Raw genomic sequence first — 25,794 nt, 5'->3', positions numbered from 1 at the left:
GTCTCAGCGCGACTTGGGCGCCTGCGCCGGGTTGGCCGGGGCAGCAGCGGCCGGTGCGCCCTGACCCTGACGGCCCGGCTGCCAGCCGGCCGGCGGGGTGATGCCGACGCTGGGCACCAGCGTGTTGAGTTCGGTCACGACAGCAGCGGTGATGTCGACGGTCGGCTGATAGGAGACGGTCGCGTCAGGCGACAGGACCAGGTCGACCTTGGCCTTGGTCATGGCGGCCTTCAGCGCGTCCGACAGCTTGGCGGTGATCTGTTCCTCGACAAAGGCGTTGGCGAGCGCGATCGGCTGGCCCAGCGTCTGCAGTTCGGTCTGGGCCGACTGCTGCGACTGCTGGAACTGCTGATACTGGGTCTCGATCGCCGGGGTCGGCTTGCCGCCGGCCGCCTTCAGCGCGGCCTGCAGGGCGTCGCCCTTGGTCTTGAGATCGGTATCGATCGCGGTCTTGCGCGCAGTGAAGCCGTCGATCTGCGCCTTGTAGGTCGTCTGGATCTGGGTGCGGGCGGTGGAATAGGCGGTGCTGGTGGCAACCGCGCGCTGCAGATCGACGACGGCGATGCCCTGCTTGGACTGGGCAGCGGCCGGTGCGGCGGTCAGAGCGATGGCGGTAACAGGCGCAATACCGAGCGCCAGAGCCTTGATAAACGTCTTCATCAGAATTGAGTCCCTACGTTGAAGGTGATGAGTTTGTTGTCGTCCCCTGGTTCCTTGAGCAGGGCCTTGGCGATATCGATACGGAACGGACCGAAGGGCGAGTTCCAATTGACGCCGAAGCCCACGGACAGACGCGGTTTCAGCGTGTCGCCCAGATAATCTTCTTCGAACATACCGCTCTTGGTGTCATAGCCAACAGGGCAGACCGGGCTGCTCGCCGAGCCGGTCGCACGGACAGTGCTCAGCGACCCCGTGGAGTCGGAGCAATAGCCCGCAAAATTGATGGTGCCGGGATTCTTGAGACCTGCAACAGCGCCCGCATCGACAAAGATCGAAGGACGCAGGCCCATCTCACGGGCACCCGAACCCAGCGGGATCTCCATTTCAGCCCGCGCCATATAGTAAACACGTCCACCCAGCGCGTCGTCCGACACATTATTATTGCCGGTCTGGCGAACATAGCTGGTCGAACCATCATCATTGGTCTGCGAAACCAGATAATAGCGCTTCACACGCGGGCCAACGCCGCGAATGTCAAAGCCGCGCATCTGCGGCTCGCCCAGGAAGAAACGGTCGGTCAGGCGGATCGGATCGACTTCGGCGCCACTGGAATCGTAGCGCGTGCCCTGAAGGCTGTGAATATAACCGCCCTCTCCCGTCAGCGAGAAGATGAAGCCACCGCCAAGCCCCCAATATTTGGCCGCATTGGCACGGGTACGGATATATTTGACGCTACCGCCCAAGCCAGCAAAATCCTGGCTCAACGTCACCGTCTGGCCACGGGTCGGGCGGATGCGATTGTCGCGGGTATCATAGATCAGCGAGTAGCCGATCGACGAGGTGGTGCGCTTGCCGATCGCGTCGCAGAGATAGCGGCCAGCCAGCAGCGGGTCGCAGACGCCGTCGGTATAATAGGTGTCCCTGTCCAGCGTCACGTCGTCGAAGTTCAGCGTGTAGCGCAGCGCCAGCGACACATATTCGGTGATCGGCACGCCGGCACGCAGCTGGAAGCCGGTCGTGGTCTGCTCATAGGTCGTATCGCGGTCGTTATTGCTGAGATAACGGAAGCTGTTGAGGTCGCGGCGATAGATGTCGCCGCCCAGCGCGATGTTCTTGTCCATGAAATAAGGCTCGGTAAAGCCCACTTCAACCGACTTGGAATAGGCCGAATAATTGACCGAGGTGCGAAGTTCCTGGCCCTTGCCGCGGAAGTTGCGCTGGGTGATCGACGCCGAGATGATGAAGCGTTCGAGCGAGGAGTAGCCGGCCGAGAGCGACAGTTCGCCGGTCGACTTTTCCTGAACGTTGGTTTCCAGCACGATGCGGTCGGGCGCGGAGCCGGGCTTCTGCTCGATGTCCAGCTTCTCCTGGAAGAAGCCGAGCGAGTTGATGCGATCCTTCGAGCGCTTGACCAGGAAGCTGTTGAAGGCGTCGCCTTCGGCCAGGCGGAATTCGCGGCGGACGACCTTGTCCTGGGTCAGGGTGTTGCCGTTGATGTCGACGCGCTCGACATAGACGCGCGGGGCGTTGGCGATGCGGAAGTTGATCCCCATCGTCAGGTCGTCCTTCGACCGGTTGAAGTCGGGTTCGACCTGGGCGAAGGCATAGCCGAACAGGCCGGCGGTCTCGCTCAGCGTATCGACCGTGTCCTCGACCTGCTTGGCGTTGTACCAGTCGCCCTTCTTCATCGGCAGGCGGCGGGTCAGCGCGTCGCCTGACAGGTCGCGAATGTCGGATTCGACCTTCACATCGCCAAACTTGTAGCGATCGCCTTCCTCGACGACATAGGTGATGATGAAGTCCTGCTTGTCGGGCGTCAGTTCCGCGACGGCCGAGATCACGCGGAAATCGGCATAGCCTTCGGTCAGGTAGAATTGGCGCAGCTTCTGCTGGTCATAGGCCAGGCGATCCGGGTCATAGCTGGTGCCCGACGAGAAGATACGGAACCAACGCGACTGCTTGGTCACCATCTGGGTGCGCAGTTCGCCGTCCTTGAACTTCTCGTTGCCGATGATGTTGATCTGGCGGACCTTGGACTTGGGGCCTTCCGAGATTTCGAACACGATGTCGACGCGATTCTGGTCGAGCTGGACCATCTTGGGCTCGATCGTCGCGGCGAAGCGGCCTTGGCGACGATATAGTTCGACGATGCGGGCGACGTCGGCGCGGACCTTGGAGCGGGTATAGATCTGGCGCGGAGCCAGTTTTATTTCAGGACGAATCTTGTCTTCCTTGAGGCGCTTATTACCTTCAAGGACGATACGGTTGATGACGGGGTTTTCCTTCACCTCGACGGTCAGCGCGCCGCCATCGTTGCGGATCTGGACGTCGGCGAAGAGTTCGGTCTCATACAGGTCGCGCAGCGCCTGATCGAGCGATTCCTGGCTGAAGGCCTGGCCCACGCGCAGCTTGGTGTAGGACATGACCGTGTCCTGCTCCAGACGCTGGGTGCCGGTCACGGTGATGCTGCGGATCGTGCCTTCGGGCGTGTTGGCCGTGGACGCGACGACAGGCGCAGGCGCCGGGGCTGCCGGGGCCGCGCTCTGGGCCATCGCAGGCACGGCCGACAGGCCGGCAATCATCGTCGTGGCCAACAGGGCCGCGATGATCGGACGCTGGCCCTTGCTGCTGTTCATCGCTGTCACCCGCTCACCTCAAAAAAGTAAAAAACTGTTTCGCCAGAAATAGACGGCGCCGAACCGCGCCTTCCCTGCCCGATGCGGCTCAGCCGATCAAGCCGGACAGCCGCTCCCACAATCCGAAAGACGACAAATCGTTGAAGGTCACCAGCAACATGACCGTCATCAGCAGCGCCAGACCCGACCGATAGGCCCAATCCTGCACCTGCGGGCTCACCGGCCGCCGCTGCACTGCCTCTACCCCATAGAAAAGCAGATGACCGCCATCCAGCATGGGAATTGGCAAGAGGTTGATGAACCCCAAGTTAATCGAGATGAGGGCGATGAAGAAGATGAAGCTCTCCAGCCCCAGCGTCGCCGCCTGTCCCGAAACCTGCGCGATCTTGAGCGGGCCGCCCAGTTCCTTGACGGAACGGTCACCGCCGATCACTTGCCCCAGCGTTTCCACCATGGTGCGGATGATCTGGCCCGTCCGCTCGATCGCCACCACGGGCGCGCGCAGCAGGCTGACCGGCTCGATCACCGGTTCGCCGGGCGCGATGCCCAGCCGCCCGATACGGAATTTGTTGCCGAAGCCGTCATCTTCGCTGACCGCGCCGACATGGCCCTGCTTCTCGATCACCTGCCCCTTGCGGTCGAGCAGGATCGTCACCGGCTCGCCGGGACGGATCTGGGCATAGAGGCGGATATCGTCGAAGGTGGTCATCGCCCGGCCATTGAGCGAGACGATGCGATCGCCCGGTTGGATGCCCGCCGTCGCCGCCGCGCTGCCAGGCTGGACCATGCCTGCGACCGCCGGAGTCCGGCTTTCGCCATGCAGGAAGGCAAAGGCGGCGAGAATCAGGATGGCGAAGAGGAAATTGATCGCCGGGCCTGCGGCGACGATCGCCGCGCGCTGCCACAAAGGCTTGGCGGGGAAGCTCTCGCTGCGGTCCTGGGCCGACATTTCCAGCCATTTGGGATCGGTCTGGCTGGCGGCGTTCATATCGCCCTTGAAGCGGACATAGCCGCCCAGCGGCAACGCCGCGAGCCGCCAGCGCGTGCCGCGTTTGTCCACCCAGGCCGCGATTTCCGGGCCGAAGCCGATCGAGAAGGCCTCCGCCTTCACCCCGCACCAGCGTCCGACCAGATAATGACCCAGTTCATGCACGAAGACGAGCGGCCCGATGACCGCCACGAAAGCCAAGATGGTCAACAGGAAACCGGGATTGTGGATCAAACCGTCAATCTTTCCATCACGTCACCCGCCATAACCCGCGCCGTCGCATCGGCGTGCAGGACATCATCCATGCAGGCAGGCATCGGCGCGCTATAGCGGTTGAGAACATCCTCCACAATCATGGCGATATCAAGGAAGCCGATGCGGCCGGCCAGAAAGGCGGCCACGGCGACCTCGTTGGCGGCGTTGAGGATGGCGGCCGATGCGTCGCCCGCCTGCGCCGCCGCGCGCGCCAGGCGCAGCGCGGGGAAACGCCGGTCGTCGGGCGCTTCGAAGTCGAGCCGGCCGATCCGCGCGAGATCAAGCGGCTGGCACGGCGTGGCGATCCGCGCCGGCCAGGCCAGTGCATGGGCGATCGGGATGCGCATGTCGGGCGAGCCGAGCTGTGCCAGAGTGGACCGGTCGCGATATTCGACCATCGAATGGATGACCGATTGCGGGTGGACCAATATCTCGATCCGGTCGAGCCCGACCGGGAAGAGATGGGCCGCCTCGATCAGTTCCAGCCCCTTGTTCATCATCGTCGCGCTGTCGACGCTGATCTTCGCGCCCATCGACCAGTTGGGATGAGCCACGGCCTGCGCCGGGGTGATGGCGCGCATATCCTCATAGCCTAGGGTCCGGAACGGTCCGCCGCTGGCGGTCAGGATGATGCGGGCGACATCGTCCAGGCTGCTGCCGGCAAGGCATTGAAAGATCGCATTATGCTCGCTGTCCACCGGCAGCAGCGTCGCCCCTGATGCGGTCGCCGCCTGCATCATCAGCGCGCCGGCGGACACCAGCGATTCCTTGTTGGCGAGCGCCACTGTGCCGCCGGTCTGCAGCGCGGCGATGGTGGGCTTGAGGCCCGCACAGCCGACGATCGCGGCCATGGTCCATTCCGCGCCGGCTTGCGCCGCGTCGACCAGAGCGCCCTCGCCCGCCGCCGCCTCGACACCCGATCCGGCGAGCGCGTCCTTGAGCGCGCCATATTGGGCTTCGTCCGCGACCACCGCGACCTTCGCACCGACCGCGCGCGCGGCGGTGGCCAAGCCCGCGACATCGCGATTGGCGGTCAGGGCAACGACGTCATAGGCATCGGGTTCGCGCTGAATGAGGTCCAGCGTGGACATGCCGACCGATCCGGTGGCGCCGAAGATGGAGATACGGCGCATCAAGCGCCCGCCAGGACCAGATAGAGCAAAGCCGCCAGCGGCGCCGTCGTAACGACGCCGTCCAGGCGGTCCATCACCCCGCCATGTCCGGGCAACAGATTGCTGCTGTCCTTGACGCCGGCCCGGCGCTTCATCGCGCTTTCGAGCAGATCGCCAAGCTGCGCCGCCACCGCGAGCAGGCCGCTGGCCGCCGCCAGCTGGATCGGCAGGTCAGCGAAACGATAGAGAAGGAAGCCGGTGAGCAGGGCCGCCAGCACGCCGCCGCCCAGCCCCGACCAGGTCTTGGACGGGCTGACCCGCGGCGCAAGCTTAGGCCCGCCGATCGAGCGGCCGGCAAAATAGGCGCCGATATCGGTCGCCCAGACCAGACCGAGCGCCCAGAAGGCGAGCAGCAGGCCATGGCTGTCGGGCGCCTGCCCGCGCAGGAACAGCAGCGCCATCACCGGCAGGCAGATATAGAGAATGCCGAGCGCGAGCTTGATGGCGCGGCTGGTGATCAGCACGAAGAAGAAGGAGGCCATCATCAGGCCGAAGCCGAGCCAGGACACGCCCGCCGCTACCGGACAGAGGATCGCCAGCGGCACCGAAACGGCATACATCGCCACCTTGCGCTGATCGGCCGAGGCGCCGGTCAGCATGCCCCATTCGCCCATCATCAGCACGCCGGCGATCGACAGCAGCATCCAGAAGACGAAGCCGCCAAAGACCAGCGCCCCCACGGCCATGGCGATCAGGCCAAGGCCGACGATCGTGCGGATCCGCAATTCACTCGACATGATACTCACAGTCCGCCGAAACGGCGGTCCCTCATCCGGAAGGCGTCGAGCGCCTGCGCCAATGCCCGGCCGTCGAAATCGGGCCAGAGCATATCGGTAAAATAGAGTTCGGCATAAGCCGCCTGCCACAGCATGAAATTGCTGAGGCGCTGCTCGCCCGAGGTACGGATCAGCAGGTCGAGCGGCGGCAGGTCGGCGGTGTAGAGTTCGGCGTCGATCGCCGCGATACCGATATTCTCGGCCGACAATTCGCCCCTGGCCACCCGCTCGGCCAGACGCTGCGCCGCGCGCACCATCTCGTCCTGCGCGCCATAGTTGAGCGCGATCGCGATCACCGGGCCAGTGTTGGCGGCGGTGCGCGCCATCGCGCTTTCGATCAGGTCGACTAGGCCAGGCTCGAGCGCCTTGTAGTTGCCGATCACCCGCAGCCGCACGCCATTGGCATGAAACTCGTCGATATCCGACTGGATGAAATGGCGCAGCAGCCCCATCAGGTCCGACACCTCTGTCGCCGGACGCTTCCAGTTCTCCGAAGAGAAGGCGTAGAGCGTCAGGCATTCGAGGCCCATGTCCTGCGCTGCGCGGGCGACGCGGCGCACCGCTTCCACCCCGGCGCGATGGCCGGCAATGCGCGGCAACAGCCGCTTCTTCGCCCAACGGCCATTGCCGTCCATGATGATGGCGACGTGACGCGCGCCATGGGCAGGCGCGGCGCTGCTAAGATCGGGCTTGGCTTGTGTGGCCATCAGATAGGAATGCGTGCTTTGGCCGCGAAAGGAAAGCCCCGGCTTACTGGCCGAGGATTTCCTTTTCCTTGGCCGAAGCCGCCGCATCGATATCCGCGATCGTGCTGTCGGTCAGCTTCTGGACTTCGGTTTCCAGGCGCTTGCGCTCGTCCTCGCTGATTTCGCCCTTCTTTTCGTCAGTTTTCAGGCTGTCCATGCCGTCGCGACGAACGTTGCGGACGGCAACGCGTGCGCCTTCGGCATATTTGCTGGCAAGCTTGGCCAGTTCCTTGCGGCGTTCCTCGGTCAGGTCCGGGATCGGCAGGCGCAGCGTCTGGCCGTCGACGATCGGGTTGAGGCCCAGCCCCGCCGAACGGATCGCCTTGTCGCAGGGACCGACATTGGTCTTGTCCCACACCTGGACCGACAGCATGCGCGGCTCGGGCGCCGACACGGTGGCGACCTGGTTCAGCGGCATGTTGGCGCCGTAGACGGTGACCATGACGGGATCGAGCAGCTGCACATTGGCACGACCGGTGCGCAGGCCGGTGAGATCGCCCTTCAGCGCTTCGATCGCGCCGGCCATGCGGCGTTCGAGGTCGGATTTGTTATACTGGGCCATTATTAGCGCTCCTGATTTTGCACGATCGTCGCGGTGCCTTCACCCGCCAGCACCTTGGCCAGGTTGGCTTCTTCGCGGATGTTGAAGACGACGATGGGAATATGATTTTCACGGCACAGCGCGATCGCGCTGGCATCCATGACCTTGAGATTGTCCGTCAGAACCTGGTCGAAACTGATCGATTCATAGCGGACCGCGTCCGGCACCTGCTTGGGATCGGCATTGTAGATGCCGTCGACACTGGTCCCCTTGAACAGCGCGTCGCAGTTCATTTCGGCTGCACGCAGGGCGGCCGTGGTGTCCGTGGTAAAGAAGGGATTGCCGGTGCCAGCCGCGAAGATGACGATCCGGCCCTTCTCCATGTGGCGCACGGCCTTGCGGCGGATATAGGGCTCACACACCGACGCCATCGGGATCGCCGACTGGACGCGGGTGTCGCAGCCGATCTTCTCCAGCGCATTCTGCACCGCCAGCGCGTTCATCACGGTCGCGAGCATGCCCATATAGTCGGCGCTGGTGCGGTCGAAGCCCTTGGCCGCGCCGGCAAGGCCGCGGAAGATATTGCCGCCACCAACGACCACGCACAGTTCGAAGCCGGCCTCCTTGGCCGCAGCGATCTCGCCGGCGACGCGATCGACGGTCTCGGGATCGATGCCGAACTGGCCGGACCCCATCAGCACCTCGCCCGACAATTTCAGCAGGATGCGTTTGAAGGCTGGCCGGGTCATGTGGGGCAAGAATCCTTGATCGTTGGCAGGGGAAGCGGCCGGGACATTAGAGGCGGTAAAGCGCGATGCCAAGGGGCGTTTGTCGTGCGCCCCAGCCTCTTCATGGGGAAAGCGACATCGATGGCGCCCAACCCCGGCAACCGAACACACCATGCGTTCACAGAAAAAGGGCGCCCCGCAGGACGCCCCTTCCCTGTGCTTGTCACTTGATCCGCGATCAGACGCCAGCGGCAGCAGCCACTTCGGCAGCGAAGTCGCTGACTTCCTTCTCGATGCCTTCGCCCAGCTGGAAGCGGACATAGTTCTTGAGGGTGATCGACTTGCCGGCATCCTTGGCCGCCTTGGCGACGACGTCGGCGATCGGGGTCTTGTTGTCCATCACGAACAGCTGCGAGAGCAGGGCCTGCTCCTTGGCGAACTTGGCGACCGCGCCGTCGACCATCTTGGCGACGATTTCGGCGGGCTTGCCCGATTCGGCAGCCTTTTCAGCGGCGATCGCGCGCTCGCGCTCCAGCAGGGCGGGATCGATGTCGGCGGCCGACAGGGCCAGCGGGAAGGCAGCGGCGATGTGCATGGCCAGCTGCTTGCCCAGCGGCTCCAGAACGTCGGCAGGCGCATCGCCTTCGAGCGCGACGAGCACGCCGATCTTGCCGAGGCCCGGGGCCGCAGCGTTGTGGACGTAGGGCACGACAACGCCTTCGGTCACTTCGACATGGGCGACGCGACGCAGATTTTGGTTCTCGCCGATGGTTGCGATGTTGGCGACCAGCTTTTCAGCGATGGTGCCGCCGGCGGGGTGCGCCTGGGCCGACAGGGCTTCAGCGTCAGCAGCGCCCGATTCCAGCGCAACGGTCGACACGGTGCGAACGAAGTCCTGGAACTGGTCGTTCTTGGCAACGAAGTCGGTTTCGCTGTTCACTTCGACGGCAACGCCCTTGGTGCCGGCGACGGCAACGCCGACCAGGCCTTCAGCGGCGGTGCGGCTCGACTTCTTCTGGGCAGCAGCCAGACCCTTGGCGCGCAGCCAGTCGGTTGCCGCTTCGATGTCGCCATTGGCTTCGGTGAGGGCCTTCTTGCAGTCCATCATGCCCGCGCCCGAACGGTCGCGCAGTTCCTTGACGGCAGCAGCGGTAATCTCGGCCATGTTAAGGCTCCTAAATTCAAAGGGGTTAAATAAGCAGGTCTTAGATAAGCACTAGGGCGCGTTCCTTCTGGAGCGCGCCCTAGCCTGTCAACTTTGCAGTCGTGCGACGCGCTTAGGCTTCGGCGACGACTTCTTCAGCCAGCGGCTCGTCCAGAGCGCCCAGGTCGATGCCCGAAGCCTGCTGCGCACCACGGTTGCCCTTGGTGGCGGCGGCGGCGACAGCGTCGCAGTAGAGGCGGATGGCGCGGCTTGCGTCATCGTTCGCCGGAACCGGGAAGGCGATGCCATCGGGCGAGACGTTCGAGTCGAGGATGGCGACAACCGGGATACCCAGGGTGTTGGCTTCCTTGATCGCCAGCTCTTCCTTGTTGGCGTCGATCACGAACATGACATCGGGGATGCCGTTCATGTCGCGGATGCCGCCCAGCGACAGTTCCAGCTTCTCGCGCTCGCGGGTCATCTGGAGGACTTCCTTCTTGGTGAAGCCGTGGGTGTCGCCCGACAGCTTTTCCTCAAGGGTCTTCAGGCGCTTGATCGAGCCCGAGATGGTCTTCCAGTTGGTGAGCATGCCGCCCAGCCAGCGGTGGTTGACGAAGTGCTGGCCCGACTTGCGGGCGGCTTCGGCGATCGGATCCTGGGCCTGGCGCTTGGTGCCGACGAACAGCACCTTGCCGCCGCCGGCGACGGTGGCCGACACGAAGTCGAGGGCGCGCGCGAAGAGCGGCACGGTCTGCGACAGGTCAAGGATGTGGATGCCGTTGCGGTCGCCGAAGATGTACGGCTTCATCCGCGGGTTCCAGCGGTGGGTCTGGTGGCCGAAGTGGGCGCCAGCCTCGATCAATTGCTGCATGGTGACGACGGGAGTCGCCATAATATTTCTCCTTCCGGTTGCTACCTCTGGGAATCAGGAACCTTGGAAGACCTTAAAGGCCCGTCCGGCACCGGATATGTCGATTCCCATGTGGAATGGGCGCGCCTTTAACGCCCAAAACCCCGTTGCGCAAGGGGTTGACTCGTTCTCGATATGAGAACATAAAGTGAACAAATGGAACAAACAGACTAAACGCCCGTTTGCACCGACATAGTGAGCCTAAGTGTGCAAATGGCAAGATAGAAAGTCAGCGGCCATGTTCACCATTGTTGCAGCGACCATTTTCTCCGCCGCCTTCCTGCTGGCGGTCGGCACCATCGCCTGGATGTTTGCGCTCTATCATCAGAAGATGGCGGCAGCCCTGTTGTTCGAACCGATCCCCCAGGAGCCGCCCGTCTACCACATCCGAATCCAGCGGAACCGTGTCCGCCAGCCCGCACCCGCCGCCGTCCTGTCCGGCAGCGCCCTCGCTGCCTGAACAGGGCGCCGGACTCAGACGGCAGGCTGCTTGCGCACCTTGGCGTAGGACAGAATGCCGAACGGGATCAGCAACACATAGACGGCGCAGATCAGCAGCAGCGTCAACCAGGGCTGGGTTGCCAGCGCCGCCGCCAGCAGGCCGACGAGCGCGATCAGTTCCAGCCGGATGCGCTTGCGCAGGCGCAGCGCCGACCAGCTATAGGTGGCGATGTTGGAGATCATCAGGAAGGCGATAAAGGCCGTCCAGGGCGCGACCACATACCAGGCGCGGAAAATCTCTTCGCCGGTTACCAGCCACAGATAGAGCGGCACGAAGGTGAGGCCAGCGCCGGCCGGGGCCGGCACGCCGGTCAGGAAGCCGGCCGATTTGTGCGGCTGCTCCTCGACATCGATATTGGCATTGAAGCGCGCGAGGCGCAGTGCGCAGGACAGCGCATGGGCCAACGCGAAGATCCAGCCGAATTTCGGCATGGCGTGCAGCGACCAGAGATAGAGGATCAGCGCAGGCGCGACACCAAAGGCGATCGAATCGGACAGCGAATCCAGCTCGGCCCCAAAGCGGCTCTCGCCGCGCAGCAGCCGGGCGATCCGGCCATCGAGTCCATCGAGCACGCCGGCGAACAGGATGGACAATACCGCCCGCTCCCAATCGCCCGAAATGCCGTAGCGCACGCCGGTGAGACCAAAGCAGAGCGCCATCGCCGTCACCGCGTTGGGCGCCAGCATGCGCAGCGTGATGCCGCGCCGCAGCCCGCGCGGAACGGCGCGACGCTGCCTCACTGCTGGATACCCGCGATCACGCGGCGGTCGCCGATCTGACCCAGGATCGTCTCACCCGCGACGGTGCGCTGGCCCAGGATCACGCGCGGCGCGACGCCGGCGGGCAGATAGACGTCGACGCGGCTGCCGAAGCGAATGAGGCCGATGCGCTGGCCGGCGGCGACCATGTCACCCGGCTTCACGAAAGGCACGATGCGGCGCGCGACCAGGCCCGCAATCTGGGTGAAGCCGACGCGCAGGCCGTCATGACGCTCGACCAGGATATGCTGGCGCTCATTATCCTCGCTCGCCTTGTCGAGATCGGCATTGAGGAACTTGCCCGAAATATAGGTGACGGCCTTCACCGTCCCGCCGATCGGGGTGCGGTTGATATGGACGTCGAACACGCTCATGAAGATCGACACGCGGATCAGCGGCTGGTCGCCCAGGCCATCCGGCCCCGCCATCTCGCGCGGCGGGGGTACGCGCTGGATCAAGGTCACCAGGCCATCCGCCGGGGCGATGATCGCGCCTTCATCCTGCGGCACGGCGCGGATCGGATCGCGGAAGAAGGCCAGCACCCAGATGGTGACCATCAGCATCAACCAGCCGATGATTTCCCAACCCATCACAAAGAACAGGCCGGTGATCGCCGCCGCGATCGCGCCGAACTTCACCCCTTCGGGATGGACCGAGGGGAAGCGCCATTTGACATTGCCGCCGGCGGCAATCGTGATCTCGTCATTTTCCATGGGCACCGTCTTTAGGGGGAGACATTGATCCTGACAACGACGATCCCGGCCCTTGGCTCCCTGCATGAACGCGCGCCGCACAACAGTCTTGCGCATGCATCGCATGATCGGCCGGAAAACCGGCGGTCGAAGGTTGAACATTGGCGCCGCTTTGCCTAGGGCGTCCCCATAATTCCACCCAAGAGAAGAAGGCGAATAGGCGCTATGGCGAAGATCAAGGTGAAAAACCCCGTCGTGGAAATCGACGGCGACGAAATGACCCGCATCATCTGGGAATGGATCCGCGAGCGTCTGATCAAGCCCTATCTCGACATCGACCTGAAATATTATGACCTTTCGGTCGAGAAGCGCGACGAGACCAGCGACCAGATCACCGTCGATGCGGCCAACGCGATCAAGGAATATGGCGTTGGCGTGAAGTGCGCGACCATCACCCCGGACGAAGCGCGCGTCGAGGAATTCAACCTCAAGTCGATGTGGCGCTCGCCCAACGGCACGATCCGCAACATCCTGGGCGGCGTCGTGTTCCGCGAGCCGATCGTCATCAAGAATGTGCCCCGCCTGGTTCCGGGCTGGACCGACCCGATCGTCATCGGCCGCCATGCGTTCGGCGACCAGTATAAGGCGACCGACTTCGTCGTCCCCAGCGCCGGCAAGCTGCGCATGATCTGGGACGGCGAAAATGGCGAGAAGATCGAGAAGGAAGTGTTCGACTTCCCGTCGTCCGGCGTTGCCATGGGCATGTACAATCTGGACGATTCGATCCGCGACTTCGCCCGCGCCAGCATGAACTATGCGCTCGATCGCGGATGGCCGCTGTACCTCTCGACCAAGAACACCATCCTCAAGGCCTATGACGGCCGCTTCAAGGATCTGTTCCAGGAAGTGTTCGACGCCGAATTCGCCGAGGCGTTCAAGGCCAAGGGCATCATCTACGAACACCGCCTGATCGACGACATGGTCGCGTCGGCGCTGAAGTGGAGCGGCAAGTTCGTCTGGGCGTGCAAGAATTATGACGGCGACGTCCAGTCCGACACGGTGGCCCAGGGCTTCGGCTCGCTCGGCCTGATGACCTCGGTGCTGCTGTCGCCCGACGGCAAGACCGTGGAAGCCGAAGCCGCGCACGGCACCGTGACCCGCCACTATCGCCAGCACCAGCAGGGCAAGGCGACCTCGACCAACCCGATCGCGTCGATCTTCGCCTGGACCCAGGGTCTGGCCTTCCGCGGCAAGTTCGACGGCACCCCCGAGGTCACCAAGTTCGCCGAGACGCTGGAGCAGGTCTGCATCAAGACCGTCGAGAGCGGCGCGATGACCAAGGATCTGGCGCTGCTGATCGGCCCGGATCAGGCATGGATGACCACGGAGCAGTTCTTCGAGGCGATCCGCGTCAATCTGGAAGCCGAAATGGCGAACTGGGGCTGATAAAGGCTTTCTGCCGGAACTGATCGCTTCCTGAAGCTTTCAATACGGAAACGGAACGAGGCGGCGCCGCATCCCGGCGCCGCCTTTTCCTTTTCGGATTGATGCGACGGGAGCAGAGAATGACGACGACGGCCAAGAAACGCCTGGAAGTCCGGGCGGCGGTGCCGGCCGATGTGCGCGGCATCCAGCGGCTGATCGCCCGGGCCTATCCCGGCATGCCCAATTATTCGCTGGCCACCATCCGCGGCCAGATCAACAATTTCCCCAATGGCTGCTTTGTCGCCCTCTATGACAGCAAGGTCGTGGGCTATTGCGCCACGATGCGCGTCAGCAAGACGATGGCCTTTTCCCACCATGACTGGGAAGAGATCACCGCCAACGGTTTCGGCACCCGCCACAGCGCGGCGGGCGAATGGCTATATGGCTATGAAATGGCGGTCGATCCCAAGCTGCGCGGCCTGCGCATCGGCCAGCGCCTCTATGACGAGCGCAAGGAACTGGCCGAGGAACTGGACCTGCACGGCATCGTCATTGCCGGCCGCATGCCCGGCTATGCCCGCGCCAAGCGCCGCACCGGCAGCCCGGCCGACTATCTGGAAAAGGTGGTCAGCGGCAAGATGCGCGACCAGGTCATCAGCTTCCAGTTGAAGAACCAGTTCGAGCCGCTGGGCGTGCTCGAAAACTACCTGCCCGAAGACAAGCAGTCCGACGGACATGCCGCCCATCTGGTCTGGCGCAACCCCTATGTCGACCCGGACGAAGCGCCGGAAATGCGGGTGCCGCGCGGCGTGGAGAGCGTCCGCCTCGCCACCTGCCAGCTCCAGGCGCGCGCGGTGAAGGATTTCGACGAGTTCATCCGCAACATCGAATATTTCGTCGATGTGGCCGCCGATTACCGGTCGGACTTCATCGTCTTCCCCGAATTGTTCACCCTGCCCCTGCTGTCCTTCGAGACCAAGAAGCTGAACCCGATCGAGGCGATCGACAAGCTGACCGGCTATACCCCGCGCCTGACCAAGGAACTGACGCGGATGGCGCTGGAATATAATATCAACATCATCGGCGGATCGCACCCGACCCGCGCCGATGATGGCGACATCCAGAATATCGCCTATGTCGCGCTGCGCGACGGATCGGTCCACACCCAGGAAAAGATCCACCCGACCCCCAACGAGGCCTTCTGGTGGAACATCAAGGGTGGCGACGCGCTCGACGTGATCCAGACCGACTGCGGGCCGATCGGCGTGCTGATCTGTTATGACAGCGAATTTCCCGAACTGGCCCGGCGCCTGGTCGACCAGGGCGCGCGCATCATCTTCGTTCCCTTCTGCACCGACTCGCGCCTAGGATATATGCGCGTGCGCTATTGCGCACAGGCCCGCGCGATCGAGAATCAATGCTATGTCGTGATGTCGGGCAATGTCGGCAACCTGCCGAACGTCGACAATATGGACATTCAATATGCCCAGAGCGCGATCCTGACGCCGTGCGACCTGCCCTTTGCCCGTGACGGCATCGCGGCCGAGGCGAGCGAGAATGTCGAGACGCTGACCATGGCGGACGTGAATCTGGCCGATCTCAGCTGGGCGCGCGCCGAAGGCACGGTCCGCAACCTGCGCGACCGCCGCTTCGACCTTTATCATATCGATTGGGACAGCAATCCCGACCATGCTCATGCGCCGAGCGGCGGGCCGGTGCCGGCCGGTGGCCATAATTCGCCGGGTGGCGGCTGATTAAGGGGGGAGCTAGTCCCCCCGCTCACTCCACCGTGACGCTTTTTGCCAGATTGCGCGGCTGATCCACATCCGTGCCCTTGAGCACGGCGACATGATAGGCGAGCAGTTGCACCGGCACGGCATAGACCATCGGCGCGATCAGAGGATGGACCTTGGGCATGGTGATGGTGGCCAGACACCCCTCGCCCGCCGCCTGCACCCCGTCATAGTCGGAAATCAGCACCACCTTGCCGCCCCGCGCCTGCACTTCCTGCATGTTGCTGACGGTCTTTTCAAACAAGGGGCCGGACGGCGCGATGCAGATCACCGGCACCAGTTCGTCGATCAGCGCGATCGGACCATGCTTCATCTCGCCGGCCGCATAGCCTTCGGCATGGATATAGCTGATTTCCTTGAGCTTGAGCGCCCCTTCCAGCGCCAGCGGATAATCGGTGCCGCGGCCGAGATAGAGGACGTCGCGGGCCGGGACGATATGGTGGGCCATCGCCTCGATCGCCTCGTCATAGGCGAGCGCGCCGTTGATCGCGGCGGGTGCTTCGGCCAGGTGCCGGACGATTTCCTTTTCCTCCGCAGGGGTCAGCCGCCCCTTCGCCCGCGCCAGATTGGCGGCGAAGGCGGCCAGCACGGCGAGCTGGCAGGTGAAGGCCTTGGTCGAGGCGACGCCGATTTCCGGCCCGGCATGGGTCGGCAGCAGCAGGTCGGCCTCGCGCGCCATCGAACTGGTCGGCACATTGACGACGACGGCGATCTTCTGCCCTTGCGCGCGGGCATAGCGCAGCGCGGCGAGCGTGTCGGCGGTTTCGCCCGACTGGCTGATGAAGAGGGCGAGGCCCCCCTCCTCCATCACCGGTTCGCGATAGCGGAACTCGGAGGCGAAATCCAAATCGACCGGAACGCGGGCGAATTGTTCGAACCAGTAGCGCGCGACCATGCCGGCATAGAAGCTGGTGCCGCAGGCGACGATGGTGACGCGGCGGATGGTCGACAGGTCGAAATCGGGGATCGGCAGCGACACGCGATCGTCCATCCGCTGCAGATAGGCCTTGAGCGTCTGGGCCACGACGACCGGCTGCTCATAAATTTCCTTCTGCATGAAGTGGCGATGATTGCCCTTGTCGATCATCGCCCCGGACACGCCGGAAATGGTGACGGGGCGTTCGACCGGGTTGTTGTCCTTGTCGAAAATTTCGGCGCCGTCCTTGGTGATGACGACCCAGTCGCCCTCATCCAGATAGGCGATGCGCTGGGTCAATGGGGCGAGCGCCAGCGCATCGGACCCCAGATAGGTCTCACCATCGCCATAGCCCACGACCAGCGGCGAGCCGAGGCGCGCGCCGATCAGCATGTCGGGATGGCTCTTGAACAGGATGGCGAGTGCGAAGGCGCCGTGCAGGCGCGGCAGTATCCGGGCCACGGCATCCTTCGGCGCCACGCCCTGCTCCACCAGTTCGCTCACCAGATGGGCGACCACTTCGGTATCGGTCTGGCTGTCGAAGGTGCGACCCCGCCCGATCAGTTCATCGCGCAGCGGCTTGAAATTCTCGATGATGCCATTGTGGACCAGCGCCACTTCGCCGGTCGCGTGCGGGTGCGCGTTGCTGGTGGTCGGTGCGCCATGGGTGGCCCAGCGGGTGTGGGCGATGCCCGTGGTGCCGGCCAGCGGCGAGGCAGCCAATTCCTTGACCAGATTGTTGAGCTTGCCCTCGGCCCGGCGGCGATTGATCCGGCCGTCATGCACGGTGGCGACGCCGGCACTGTCATAGCCGCGATATTCCAGCCGCTTGAGGCCGTCGACCAGTCGTTCCGCGACCTGGTCGTTACCGATAATTCCGATGATACCGCACATGGTGGAAAGCCCCGCCGAACCAGATTAGTCAGATATCGTCCATATAGGACAGCTTTGTCGCCATGCCATTAATGCCGGTCAGGCGACAGCGCCATGGCTGAGGCATGAAAAGAATGTCATCGGGGCCGGATGGTGATCAGCCAGATGTCGGGCGACGCCAGCATGCGGAAGGGCAGGCCGCTGGTGCCGACGCCCCCGGACACGATCATCGCCTTCTGCCCATCCTGATAGCGGCCACACGCATAGCGGGTGCCATAACGGGAGGGGACATAGACGATGCCGGCAAAGGGCAGTGCCACCTGCCCGCAATGGGTATGGCCGACCAAGGTCAGCGATGGCGCATCGGGCAACAGCGGAAAGACATCGGGTCCGTGCGACAGGATCACCGGCGCGCCACCGATGTCCTGCATCGCTTTCAACGTATCGGGTATGTCGGGCTTGCGGGTATAGATATCCTTGAGGCCGCCGATCGCCAGCGGCCCGCGCCGCACCGCGCCATCCTGCACCAGGGTGATGCCCAGATCGGCAAAGGCGCGCTGCCAGTCGTCGGCGCTGAGCGCCACCCGGTTCTTCCTGCTGCGGCTGTCATGATTGCCCAGCACCGCGACCACGCCCATCGGCGCGCGCAACCCGGCAAAGGGCGCGATCGCGTGGCGCGCATCATAGGTCGCGCCCCATTTATTGTCGCCGATATAGTCGCCGCCCAGCAGGATGAGGTCGGGGTTGAGGCCGTTGATCTGGGCCACGATCCGCGCCATTCGCGCCGGGCTGTTGTCCGGCCCGGACAGATGGGTGTCCGTCAGCAGCGCAACCCGGATCGGCTGCTGCGACACGCCCGCCGGGAAAGGCAGCACGACATCGGCGCATCGCACAACCGGCATGGCGCGGGCATTCATCAGAAGCCAGAGCGGCCCTGCCACCGCGATCAGCAGCAGGAGCAGCAGGGCGGACAGAAAAGGCCGGCGTCGGATGAAATTCAAGCCTTCGCCTTCCGTTCACGCATGCGGGTGCGGAAGGCCGCCGCCCAACCCGGCTTGCTTTCCTGTTGCGGGCGGACGAGGCACAGCGCGTCGGCCGGGACCGGCTTGGTCACGACGCTGCCCGCCGCGACGATCGCGCCGTCGCCGATCGTCACGGGGGCGACCAGCGCGCTGTTGGAGCCGATGAAGGCGCCCGCGCCGATCTGCGTCTTATACTTGAAGAAGCCGTCATAATTGCAGGTGATGGTGCCTGCGCCGATATTGGCCGCCGCGCCGACGCTGGCGTCGCCGATATAGGAGAGGTGATTGACCTTCGCCCCTTCGTCGAGGCGCGCCTTCTTGATCTCGACGAAATTGCCGATCTTCGCCCTGGGGCCGATGTCGGCGCCCGGACGCAGCCGGGCATAGGGGCCGATGTCGGCGCCGCTGGCCACCGTCGCCCCCTCCAGATGGGAGAAGGCGTGGATGACGACATTGTCGGCGATGGTGACACCCGGACCGAAGACGACATTGGGTTCGACCGTCACGTCGCGGCCCAGCACCGTATCGTGCGCGAAGAAGACGGTCTGCGGCGCGACCAGGGTCACGCCCTCGCGCATTGCTTCGGCGCGGCGGCGGTCCTGCCACACGGCTTCGACGCCGGCCAGTTCGGCGCGGCTGTTCACGCCGGCCACTTCCCACGCCTCCGTCTCGATCACCGCGCTGTTCGCGCCGGGCAGCATGATGATGTCGGGCAGATAATATTCGCCGGCCGCATTGTTGTTGCCGATCTGGTCGAGCAGCACGAACAGGTCGCTCGCCCGCACCGCCATCAGGCCGCTGTTGCACAGGGTGACGGCGCGCTCGGCCTCGCCCGCATCCTTAAACTCGACCATCTTCTCGATGATGCCCTGGCCATCGGCGATGATCCGGCCATAGGCGGCGGCATCATCAGGGCGGAAGCCCAGCACCACCGCGCGCGGCTCGTCGCCCCGGCTCAGTCGATCGAGCATCGCCTTCATGGTAGCGCCGCTGACCAATGGCACGTCGCCATAGAGGATCAGCACATCGCCGGCGAACCCCGCCAGCGCATCATGCGCCTGCGCGACGGCATGACCGGTGCCAAGCTGCTGTTCCTGCACGGCGATCGCGACGCCGCTGCCCTCGACCGCCTTTTCCACCTGTTCGCGGCCCGCGCCGACCACAACCACCTGCCGCTCGGGCAGCAGGTCCGCGACGCTGGCAAGCAGGTGCAGCAGCATCGGCCGCCCCGCAATCGGGTGCAGCACCTTGTGCGTGCCGGACTTCATCCGGGTGCCCTGCCCGGCGGCAAGGATGACGACTGCCAGGGGCCGGGCATTGGAGCTGGGTGCGGTCACGGCAAGCGCGTCCTTTTCGTTCAAGTGGTCTGGAATATCACGGCTCTCTGCCATGTTTGCCTTGCCATTGCCACCGCCGACGCGGCATGGCGATGCCATGGCACGCTTATCCTTCGACATTGTCGGCTTCGACCTCGACGGCACCCTGCTCGACACCAGCGGCGATCTGGCCGCGGCGGTCAATTATGCGATCGGCACGATCGGCCGCCCGCCCTTCCCGGTCGATTCCATCCGGCCTTTCGTGGGCAAGGGCGCCAAGGTGATGCTGCAGCGCGCGCTCGAGGCGTCGGGCGGCTATGACGAGGCCATCCTCGACCAGACGCTGCCGATCCTGCTTGATTATTATCAGCAGAATCTGGCGCTCCACTCCCTGCCCTATCCCGGCATGATGGCGATGCTGGATGCGCTGGCGGAGCGTGGCGTGAAGCTCGCCATCTGCACCAACAAGGCGGAACGCTTCACGATTCCCCTGCTGCACCAACTGGGCCTGTTCGACCGTTTCGCCTCGGTCGTGGCCGGTGACACGGTCGGCATCGCCAAGCCCGATCCGGCGCCGATCCATGCGATGATCGAGCGGGCGGGCGGCGGCCGCACCATCTTCCTGGGCGACACGATCAACGACATTGCCGGCGCCCGCAATGCCGGCATTCCCAGCATCGCCGTCAGCTTCGGCTTCCTCGACGGCCCGGTCGACAATCTGGAGGCCGACGCGGTGATCCACCATTTCGACGAGTTGGTGCCGATGCTGGAAGCCTGGCCGGCATGACCTTGCGCTTGGAGCGGGACGGCGCGGTCGCCCGGCTGCTGATCGACCGGGCCGATCGCCGCAACGCCATGACCCAGGCGATGTGGGAAGCGCTGCCGCATCTGGTCGCCGATGCCATGGCCGATGCGGACATCCGCGTGCTGATCCTCGCTTCGGCGACGCCCGGCCTGTTCTGCGCGGGTGCCGACATCAACGAATTTGCCGCCTGTTCGGGCGATGCCGACTGGCGCGCCGCCAACCAGGCCGCGATCCGCTCCACCCAATATGCGCTGGCCCATGCCGAAAAGCCGGTGATCGCGGCAATCGATGGCGATTGCGTCGGCGGCGGATGCGGGCTGGCGATCGCCTGCGACCTGCGCATCGCCGCCCCCGCCGCGCGGCTGGGGATCACGCCGGCGAAGCTTGGCATCGTCTATTCGCTGTTCGACACCCGCCTGCTGGTCGATCTGGTCGGGCCGGCACGGGCCAAGCGCATCCTGTTCACCGGCACGCTGCACGATGCCGAGGCGGCCCTTGCCATCGGCCTGGTCGACGAGATCGCCGCCGATCCGCTGGCCGCCGCCGAAGCGCTGGCCCGCGAGATTGCCGCCAATGCCCAGCATAGCGTGCGCGCGTCCAAGGCGATGGTCCGCCGCATCCTCGACGGACAGGCGGATGACGACATGGTGACGCTGGAGATGTTCCGCGATGCCTTCACCTACCCTGACTTTGCCGAAGGCGTCGCGGCATTCCGCGAGAAGCGCAAGCCGCGCTTCTGATCCAGGTTAGGCACTTTCCCCGCTCGGCCCGTCGCAACCGTTACGCTCTCTTAACCATCGACATTTACCGGAAAATGCAGGATGGCGCTCCTGCATGACGTGACGTCATGCCGTCATGCTGCACAAAGGATCGGTCGCGCTGCGTGGGTGAAAATTTCGCCTTCTTCCTGCCCATCATGATGGCCAGCTTCGGCGTCGCCTTCCTCATCGTCTGGGGATGGGGCGCGCGGGAAGCGGGCTGGTGGAGCGGCGCCTTCTTCAGCGTTGCCACAGGCTTTGCCGTGCCGGTTGCCTTCGACTTCCTGCCGACTGACCTGTGGGGCATCGTCGCCGACACCGCCTTTGCCACCGGCTTCCTGCTGTTCAGCCAGGCGCTGCTGACGCGCTGGCGCCCCAACTGGGTGCTGGGGCTGCGCATCGCCATCTGGGCCATCTCGATCCTGATCTGCAGCGTCGCCCTGATGCATGACATCGTCCCGCTGGAACTGGTGTCGTCCGATTTCGGCTGCTTCCTGCTGATTTCCGTTCCACTGATCGCAGGCCGTGGCCAACTCCGCGGCTGGCCCGATCGCGCCCTCTATGCCGCCGTCACCCTGGTGGCGCTCGACAATCTGCTGCGCGGCAGCAGCGTGTCCTTCACCCTGCCCGGCGGCGTAGCGTTCCGCGACAGCCAATATGCCTTTCTGATGCAGGCGCTGGCCTGCATGTTCGGGTTGTTCCTAGCGCTCGCCGCGCTGGCGGCGGCGATGCAGGACGTGCTCACCCGCTATCGCCACGATGCCCATGTCGATCCGCTGTCGGGCCTGCTCAACCGGCGCGGGTTCGAGGACGCGGTAGCGCGCCTCGACGCCAGCGGCAGCCTGATCGCCTGCGACATCGATCATTTCAAGCGGGTCAACGACGCCCATGGCCATGGGCTGGGCGACCGGGTGATCGTCGCGCTGGCCGATACGCTGCGGGCGCTGGCCCCCGCCGAGGCCGTCATTGCCCGCTTCGGCGGCGAGGAGTTCATCCTCTTCCTGCCCGGTGCCGATCCCGCCATGGCGACCGGCATTGCCGACGCGATCCGGCTGCGTTTCGCCGAACAGGCGGCAAGCCGGCTTGGCCTGCCCGGCCCGCTCACCGCCAGCTTCGGCCTCACCAGCCTGCACCGCGCCGACAGGTCGATCCATGACGCCATCGCACGGGCCGACAGCGCGCTCTATGAGGCGAAGGACAAGGGCCGCAACCGCGTCGCCATTCGGCCCGCGCTGGCGCCGGCTGGCGATGCTCAGTCGAGCCGCGCCATCGCCTGAAGAAAGGCATTGCGCGCCGCCTGCTTTTTCAGCCGTCGGCGTCGCAGCAGGATGGCGACCGCGCCGAAGGGCAGGCACACTGCCAGCCCCAAGGCCGTCTGCGGCAATATCTGCAGCGTCATTTCGGGATGGCGGACGATCGCGATGATGTCGGCCAGCGCGGTCAGCACCGAAAAGATGATCCATAGCGCGAAGAACAGCCGTTCCGGGTTGGTCGAGGGCACCGACTGGCTGGAGGGGAATTGGTTCATCGCCGCGAGATAACGGAACGCACGATTATCCCCAAAAGAAAAAGGCCCCCGCTTGGCGGAGGCCCCTTCCCTTAAACAGCGATAGCGCGGTCGATCACATGTGGATCGGCTTGCCCCGCACGGCCATGGCCGCTTCCTTGATCGCTTCGCTATGCGTCGGATGCGCATGGCAGGTGTAAGCGATGTCTTCGCTCGACGCGCCGAATTCCATCGCCTGCGCCGCCTGAGCGATCATCGTGCCGGCGACGGTGGCGATGATCCACACGCCCAGCACCTTGTCGGTTTCGGCGTCGGCGATGATCTTCACGAAGCCGTCAGGCTCGTGATTGGTCTTGGCGCGGCTGTTGGCCAGCATCGGGAACTTGCCGACCTTGATCGCGCCCTTTTCCTTGGCGGCTTCCTCGGTCAGGCCCACGCCCGCGATCTCCGGCTTGGTGTAGACCACGCTCGGGATCACGTCATGGTTCACGATGCCGGTCAGGCCCGCGATATTCTCGGCGACGGCAATGCCTTCGTCCTCGGCCTTGTGCGCCAGCATCGGGCCGGGGATGACGTCGCCGATCGCCCAGACGCCCGGAACCTTGGTGCCGAACTCATGATCGGTCTCGATCTGGCCGCGCGCGTTCAGCTCCAGGCCGATCTTGTCGAGGCCCAGGCCCTCGGTGTTGGGACGACGGCCGATCGACACGAGGACGACATCCGCCTCGATCTTCTCGGCTTCTCCACCAGCGGCAGGTTCGACGGTCAGGGTCACGCCCTTCTTGCCGACTTCGGCGCCGGTCACCTTGGTGCCGAGCTTATATTCGAAGCCCTGCTTCTTGAAGATCTTGTTGGCTTCCTTGCGGACTTCGCCATCCATGCCGGGCAGGATCTGGTCGAGATATTCGACCACGGTGACCTTCGCGCCCAGGCGCTTCCAGACCGAACCCAGTTCCAGACCGATCACGCCGCCACCGACGACGACCAGGTGACCCGGAACCTTGTCCAGTTCCAGCGCGCCGGTCGAATCGACGATCTTGCCGCCTGCATTGTCCACGGCCACGCCGGGCAGCGGGGCGACCGAAGAGCCGGTGGCGATGACGATGTTCTTCGCCGTCACCTTCTCGCCATTCACTTCGACGGTATTGGCGCCGGTGAAGCTGGCCAGGCCCTTGAGCCAGGTCACCTTGTTCTTCTTGAACAGGAATTCGACGCCGCCGGTCAGGCCCTTGACGGCATCGACGCGCTGGCCCTGCAGCGTGGGCAGGTCCAGGCTCATCTTGTCGATCTTGACGCCCAGCTTGGCGAGCGCGCCATTGGCGGCCTCGTCATAGAGTTCCGAAGCGTGCAGCAGCGCCTTCGAGGGAATGCAGCCGACATTGAGGCAGGTGCCGCCCAGCGTCTCGCGGCTTTCGGCGCAGGCGGTCTTCAGGCCCAGCTGAGCCGCGCGGATCGCGGCGACATAGCCGCCCGGGCCAGCACCGATAACCAGGACGTCATAATCGAAATCGGACATGGGGTTTTCCCTTCTCCAGTCATGCCAGCCAAACTGGCATCCCTCCGCCCGAAATCAAGGGCAAGAGGCGCCCCGGCCGAAGCCGGGGCAATATTGAACGGTGAGTATTACAGGTCGATCAGCAGACGGGTCGGATCCTCGATCGCGTTCTTGACCGCGACAAGGAAGGTCACCGCTTCACGACCGTCGATCAGACGATGGTCGTAGCTGAGCGCCAGATACATCATCGGGCGGATCACGATCTGGCCGTTACGGACGACCGGGCGGTCCTCGATGCGGTGCAGGCCCAGAACCGCCGACTGGGGCGGGTTGATGATCGGGCTGGACAGCAGCGAGCCGAACACGCCGCCGTTGGAGATGGTGAAGGTGCCGCCCTTCATATCTTCCATCGTCAGCTTGCCCTCCTTGGCCTTCTTGCCGAAGCCGCCGATGGTCTTTTCGATGGCAGCGACGCTCAGGCTTTCCGCGTTGCGGATGACCGGAACGACCAGGCCGGTCGGGGCCGAAACGGCGACCGAGATGTCGGCGAAGTCGTTATAGACGATCTCGTCGCCTTCGATCTGCGCATTGACGCCCGGAATGTCCTTCAGCGCCATGCAGACGGCCTTGGTGAAGAAGCCCATGAAGCCCAGACGGACGCCATGCTTCTTCTCGAACAGATCCTTGTACTTGGCGCGCGCCTCGATGACGTTGGTCATGTCGACGTCATTGTACGTGGTCAGCAGGGCCGCGTTGTTCTGCGCTTCCTTCAGGCGCTTGGCGACCGTCTGACGCAGACGGGTCATCTTGACGCGTTCCTGCTTGCGGCTGGGGCCAGCGGCCGGAGCGTCGGCGGCAGGCGCCGAAGCCGGGGTCGCGGCCGCCGCCTTGGCGGTGCCGGCGGCGACAGCGGCCGTGACGTCGTCCTTGGTCAGGCGACCGTCCTTGCCGGTGCCCTTGATCTTGCTCGGGTCAAGACCATGCTCCAGCACCAGGCGCCGAACCGCCGGCGACAGGGTCAGGTTGCCACCATCGTCCTCGTCCGATGCGGCCGGGGCCGAAGCGGCCGGGGCCGGCGCAGCGGCTTCCGCCTTGGCAGCGGGGGCAGCGGCAGCAGCCGGGGCAGCAGCAGCGGCACCACCTTCGTTCACATAAGCCAGCAGCGCGCCGACCTCGACCGTGTCGCCTTCCTTGGCGACGAGGTCGCCCATGACACCGGCGACCGGCGAGGGCACGTCGACCGCGACCTTGTCGGTTTCCAGGCTGACGATGGGCTCGTCGGCCTTGACCGCTTCACCCGGCTTCTTGAGCCACTGACCGACGGTTGCTTCGGTAACGGATTCGCCCAGCGTGGGGACTTTGACTTCGGTTGCCAT

24 protein-coding genes are annotated in these 25,794 nt (G+C 64.5%); 6 read left to right on the top strand and 18 right to left on the bottom strand.

Annotated features, from left to right (window positions below; genetic code table 11):
- Positions 1-3 precede the first annotated feature (3 nt).
- The 10 genes from GGQ90_RS12585 to rpsB all read right to left on the bottom strand — a co-directional run bounded on the left by GGQ90_RS12585 (position 4) and on the right by rpsB (position 10,538).
- On the bottom strand, positions 4-660 hold the full coding sequence (locus GGQ90_RS12585) for an OmpH family outer membrane protein (RefSeq protein ID WP_188082440.1): 657 nt from the start codon (positions 658-660) through the stop codon (positions 4-6).
- Positions 660-3,296: an outer membrane protein assembly factor BamA gene (bamA, locus tag GGQ90_RS12580; protein WP_188082439.1), complete on the bottom strand. Its 2,637-nt coding sequence runs from the start codon at positions 3,294-3,296 to the stop codon at positions 660-662. The genes GGQ90_RS12585 and bamA overlap by 1 nt, the downstream gene beginning before the upstream one ends.
- 88 nt (positions 3,297-3,384) lie before the next feature.
- Positions 3,385-4,518 carry an RIP metalloprotease RseP gene (gene rseP, locus GGQ90_RS12575; RefSeq protein WP_188082438.1) on the bottom strand — a complete coding sequence of 378 codons (1,134 nt, stop codon included), beginning with the start codon at positions 4,516-4,518 and terminating at the stop codon, positions 3,385-3,387.
- On the bottom strand, positions 4,515-5,672 hold the full coding sequence (locus GGQ90_RS12570; protein WP_188082437.1) for a 1-deoxy-D-xylulose-5-phosphate reductoisomerase: 1,158 nt from the start codon (positions 5,670-5,672) through the stop codon (positions 4,515-4,517). Before GGQ90_RS12570 ends, rseP begins: the two co-directional genes overlap by 4 nt.
- On the bottom strand, positions 5,672-6,448 hold the full coding sequence (locus tag GGQ90_RS12565; protein WP_188082436.1) for a phosphatidate cytidylyltransferase: 777 nt from the start codon (positions 6,446-6,448) through the stop codon (positions 5,672-5,674). Before GGQ90_RS12565 ends, GGQ90_RS12570 begins: the two co-directional genes overlap by 1 nt.
- A gap of 5 nt (positions 6,449-6,453) precedes the next feature.
- Entirely contained in the window at positions 6,454-7,194 is a 741-nt protein-coding gene (locus GGQ90_RS12560; protein WP_188082435.1) for an isoprenyl transferase, read from the bottom strand.
- A 43-nt stretch (positions 7,195-7,237) separates the two neighbouring features.
- Complete coding sequence (gene frr / locus GGQ90_RS12555) at positions 7,238-7,795, bottom strand: ribosome recycling factor (protein WP_188082434.1); 558 nt, start codon at positions 7,793-7,795, stop codon at positions 7,238-7,240.
- Positions 7,796-7,797: 2 nt separating this feature from the next.
- Positions 7,798-8,523: a UMP kinase gene (gene pyrH / locus GGQ90_RS12550; RefSeq protein WP_188082433.1), complete on the bottom strand. Its 726-nt coding sequence runs from the start codon at positions 8,521-8,523 to the stop codon at positions 7,798-7,800.
- Between the two features lie 217 nt (positions 8,524-8,740).
- The gene (gene tsf / locus GGQ90_RS12545) at positions 8,741-9,667 is read right to left on the bottom strand and encodes a translation elongation factor Ts (protein WP_188082432.1); all 927 of its coding nucleotides are present in this window, start codon (positions 9,665-9,667) and stop codon (positions 8,741-8,743) included.
- Between the two features lie 112 nt (positions 9,668-9,779).
- Complete coding sequence (rpsB, locus tag GGQ90_RS12540; protein WP_188082431.1) at positions 9,780-10,538, bottom strand: 30S ribosomal protein S2; 759 nt, start codon at positions 10,536-10,538, stop codon at positions 9,780-9,782.
- Positions 10,539-10,794: 256 nt separating this feature from the next.
- Here rpsB and GGQ90_RS12535 point away from each other — a divergent pair, with 256 nt between their 5' ends.
- Entirely contained in the window at positions 10,795-11,016 is a 222-nt protein-coding gene (locus tag GGQ90_RS12535; protein WP_188082430.1) for a hypothetical protein, read from the top strand.
- 14 nt (positions 11,017-11,030) lie between these two features.
- On the opposite strand, the gene GGQ90_RS12530 is transcribed toward GGQ90_RS12535, so the two are convergent.
- Both GGQ90_RS12530 and GGQ90_RS12525 read right to left on the bottom strand, forming a co-directional pair.
- Positions 11,031-11,744, bottom strand: coding sequence for a CDP-alcohol phosphatidyltransferase family protein (locus tag GGQ90_RS12530; protein WP_188082509.1), 714 nt, complete (start codon positions 11,742-11,744; stop codon positions 11,031-11,033).
- A gap of 50 nt (positions 11,745-11,794) precedes the next feature.
- Positions 11,795-12,529 carry a phosphatidylserine decarboxylase gene (locus GGQ90_RS12525; RefSeq protein WP_188082429.1) on the bottom strand — a complete coding sequence of 245 codons (735 nt, stop codon included), beginning with the start codon at positions 12,527-12,529 and terminating at the stop codon, positions 11,795-11,797.
- A gap of 204 nt (positions 12,530-12,733) precedes the next feature.
- Between GGQ90_RS12525 and GGQ90_RS12520 the strand changes: the two genes are divergently transcribed.
- The gene (locus GGQ90_RS12520; protein ID WP_188082428.1) at positions 12,734-13,954 is read left to right on the top strand and encodes an NADP-dependent isocitrate dehydrogenase; all 1,221 of its coding nucleotides are present in this window, start codon (positions 12,734-12,736) and stop codon (positions 13,952-13,954) included.
- Between the two features lie 119 nt (positions 13,955-14,073).
- The gene (locus tag GGQ90_RS12515; RefSeq protein ID WP_188082427.1) at positions 14,074-15,687 is read left to right on the top strand and encodes a carbon-nitrogen hydrolase family protein; all 1,614 of its coding nucleotides are present in this window, start codon (positions 14,074-14,076) and stop codon (positions 15,685-15,687) included.
- A gap of 25 nt (positions 15,688-15,712) precedes the next feature.
- Here GGQ90_RS12515 and glmS read toward each other — a convergent pair whose 3' ends face one another.
- From glmS to glmU, 3 genes are all read right to left on the bottom strand, one after another.
- Entirely contained in the window at positions 15,713-17,536 is a 1,824-nt protein-coding gene (gene glmS / locus GGQ90_RS12510) for a glutamine--fructose-6-phosphate transaminase (isomerizing) (protein ID WP_188082426.1), read from the bottom strand.
- A gap of 116 nt (positions 17,537-17,652) precedes the next feature.
- Positions 17,653-18,516, bottom strand: a complete 864-nt coding sequence (locus tag GGQ90_RS12505; protein WP_188082425.1) for a metallophosphoesterase — start codon at positions 18,514-18,516, stop codon at positions 17,653-17,655.
- The gene (glmU, locus tag GGQ90_RS12500) at positions 18,513-19,805 is read right to left on the bottom strand and encodes a bifunctional UDP-N-acetylglucosamine diphosphorylase/glucosamine-1-phosphate N-acetyltransferase GlmU (protein ID WP_246428240.1); all 1,293 of its coding nucleotides are present in this window, start codon (positions 19,803-19,805) and stop codon (positions 18,513-18,515) included. Before glmU ends, GGQ90_RS12505 begins: the two co-directional genes overlap by 4 nt.
- A 166-nt stretch (positions 19,806-19,971) precedes the next feature.
- Here glmU and GGQ90_RS12495 point away from each other — a divergent pair, with 166 nt between their 5' ends.
- The 3 genes from GGQ90_RS12495 (at position 19,972) to GGQ90_RS12485 (ending at position 22,693) form a co-directional block, all read left to right on the top strand.
- Positions 19,972-20,640: an HAD family hydrolase gene (locus tag GGQ90_RS12495; protein ID WP_188082424.1), complete on the top strand. Its 669-nt coding sequence runs from the start codon at positions 19,972-19,974 to the stop codon at positions 20,638-20,640.
- Positions 20,637-21,398, top strand: a complete 762-nt coding sequence (locus GGQ90_RS12490; RefSeq protein ID WP_188082423.1) for an enoyl-CoA hydratase-related protein — start codon at positions 20,637-20,639, stop codon at positions 21,396-21,398. Before GGQ90_RS12495 ends, GGQ90_RS12490 begins: the two co-directional genes overlap by 4 nt.
- A gap of 143 nt (positions 21,399-21,541) precedes the next feature.
- Entirely contained in the window at positions 21,542-22,693 is a 1,152-nt protein-coding gene (locus GGQ90_RS12485; protein ID WP_188082422.1) for a diguanylate cyclase domain-containing protein, read from the top strand.
- Here GGQ90_RS12485 and GGQ90_RS12480 read toward each other — a convergent pair.
- From GGQ90_RS12480 to odhB, 3 genes are all read right to left on the bottom strand, one after another.
- Positions 22,669-22,944, bottom strand: coding sequence for a hypothetical protein (locus GGQ90_RS12480; RefSeq protein ID WP_188082421.1), 276 nt, complete (start codon positions 22,942-22,944; stop codon positions 22,669-22,671). The genes GGQ90_RS12485 and GGQ90_RS12480 overlap by 25 nt on opposite strands.
- A gap of 94 nt (positions 22,945-23,038) precedes the next feature.
- Complete coding sequence (gene lpdA / locus GGQ90_RS12475) at positions 23,039-24,439, bottom strand: dihydrolipoyl dehydrogenase (RefSeq protein WP_188082420.1); 1,401 nt, start codon at positions 24,437-24,439, stop codon at positions 23,039-23,041.
- Between the two features lie 107 nt (positions 24,440-24,546).
- The gene (gene odhB, locus GGQ90_RS12470; RefSeq protein WP_188082419.1) at positions 24,547-25,794 is read right to left on the bottom strand and encodes a 2-oxoglutarate dehydrogenase complex dihydrolipoyllysine-residue succinyltransferase; all 1,248 of its coding nucleotides are present in this window, start codon (positions 25,792-25,794) and stop codon (positions 24,547-24,549) included.

Origin of the sequence: Sphingobium scionense, from assembly GCF_014197035.1 — a bacterium.
In the GTDB taxonomy this organism is placed as follows: Bacteria; Pseudomonadota; Alphaproteobacteria; order Sphingomonadales; family Sphingomonadaceae; genus Sphingobium; species Sphingobium scionense.
This window is presented reverse-complemented; position numbering and strand designations above follow the sequence as displayed.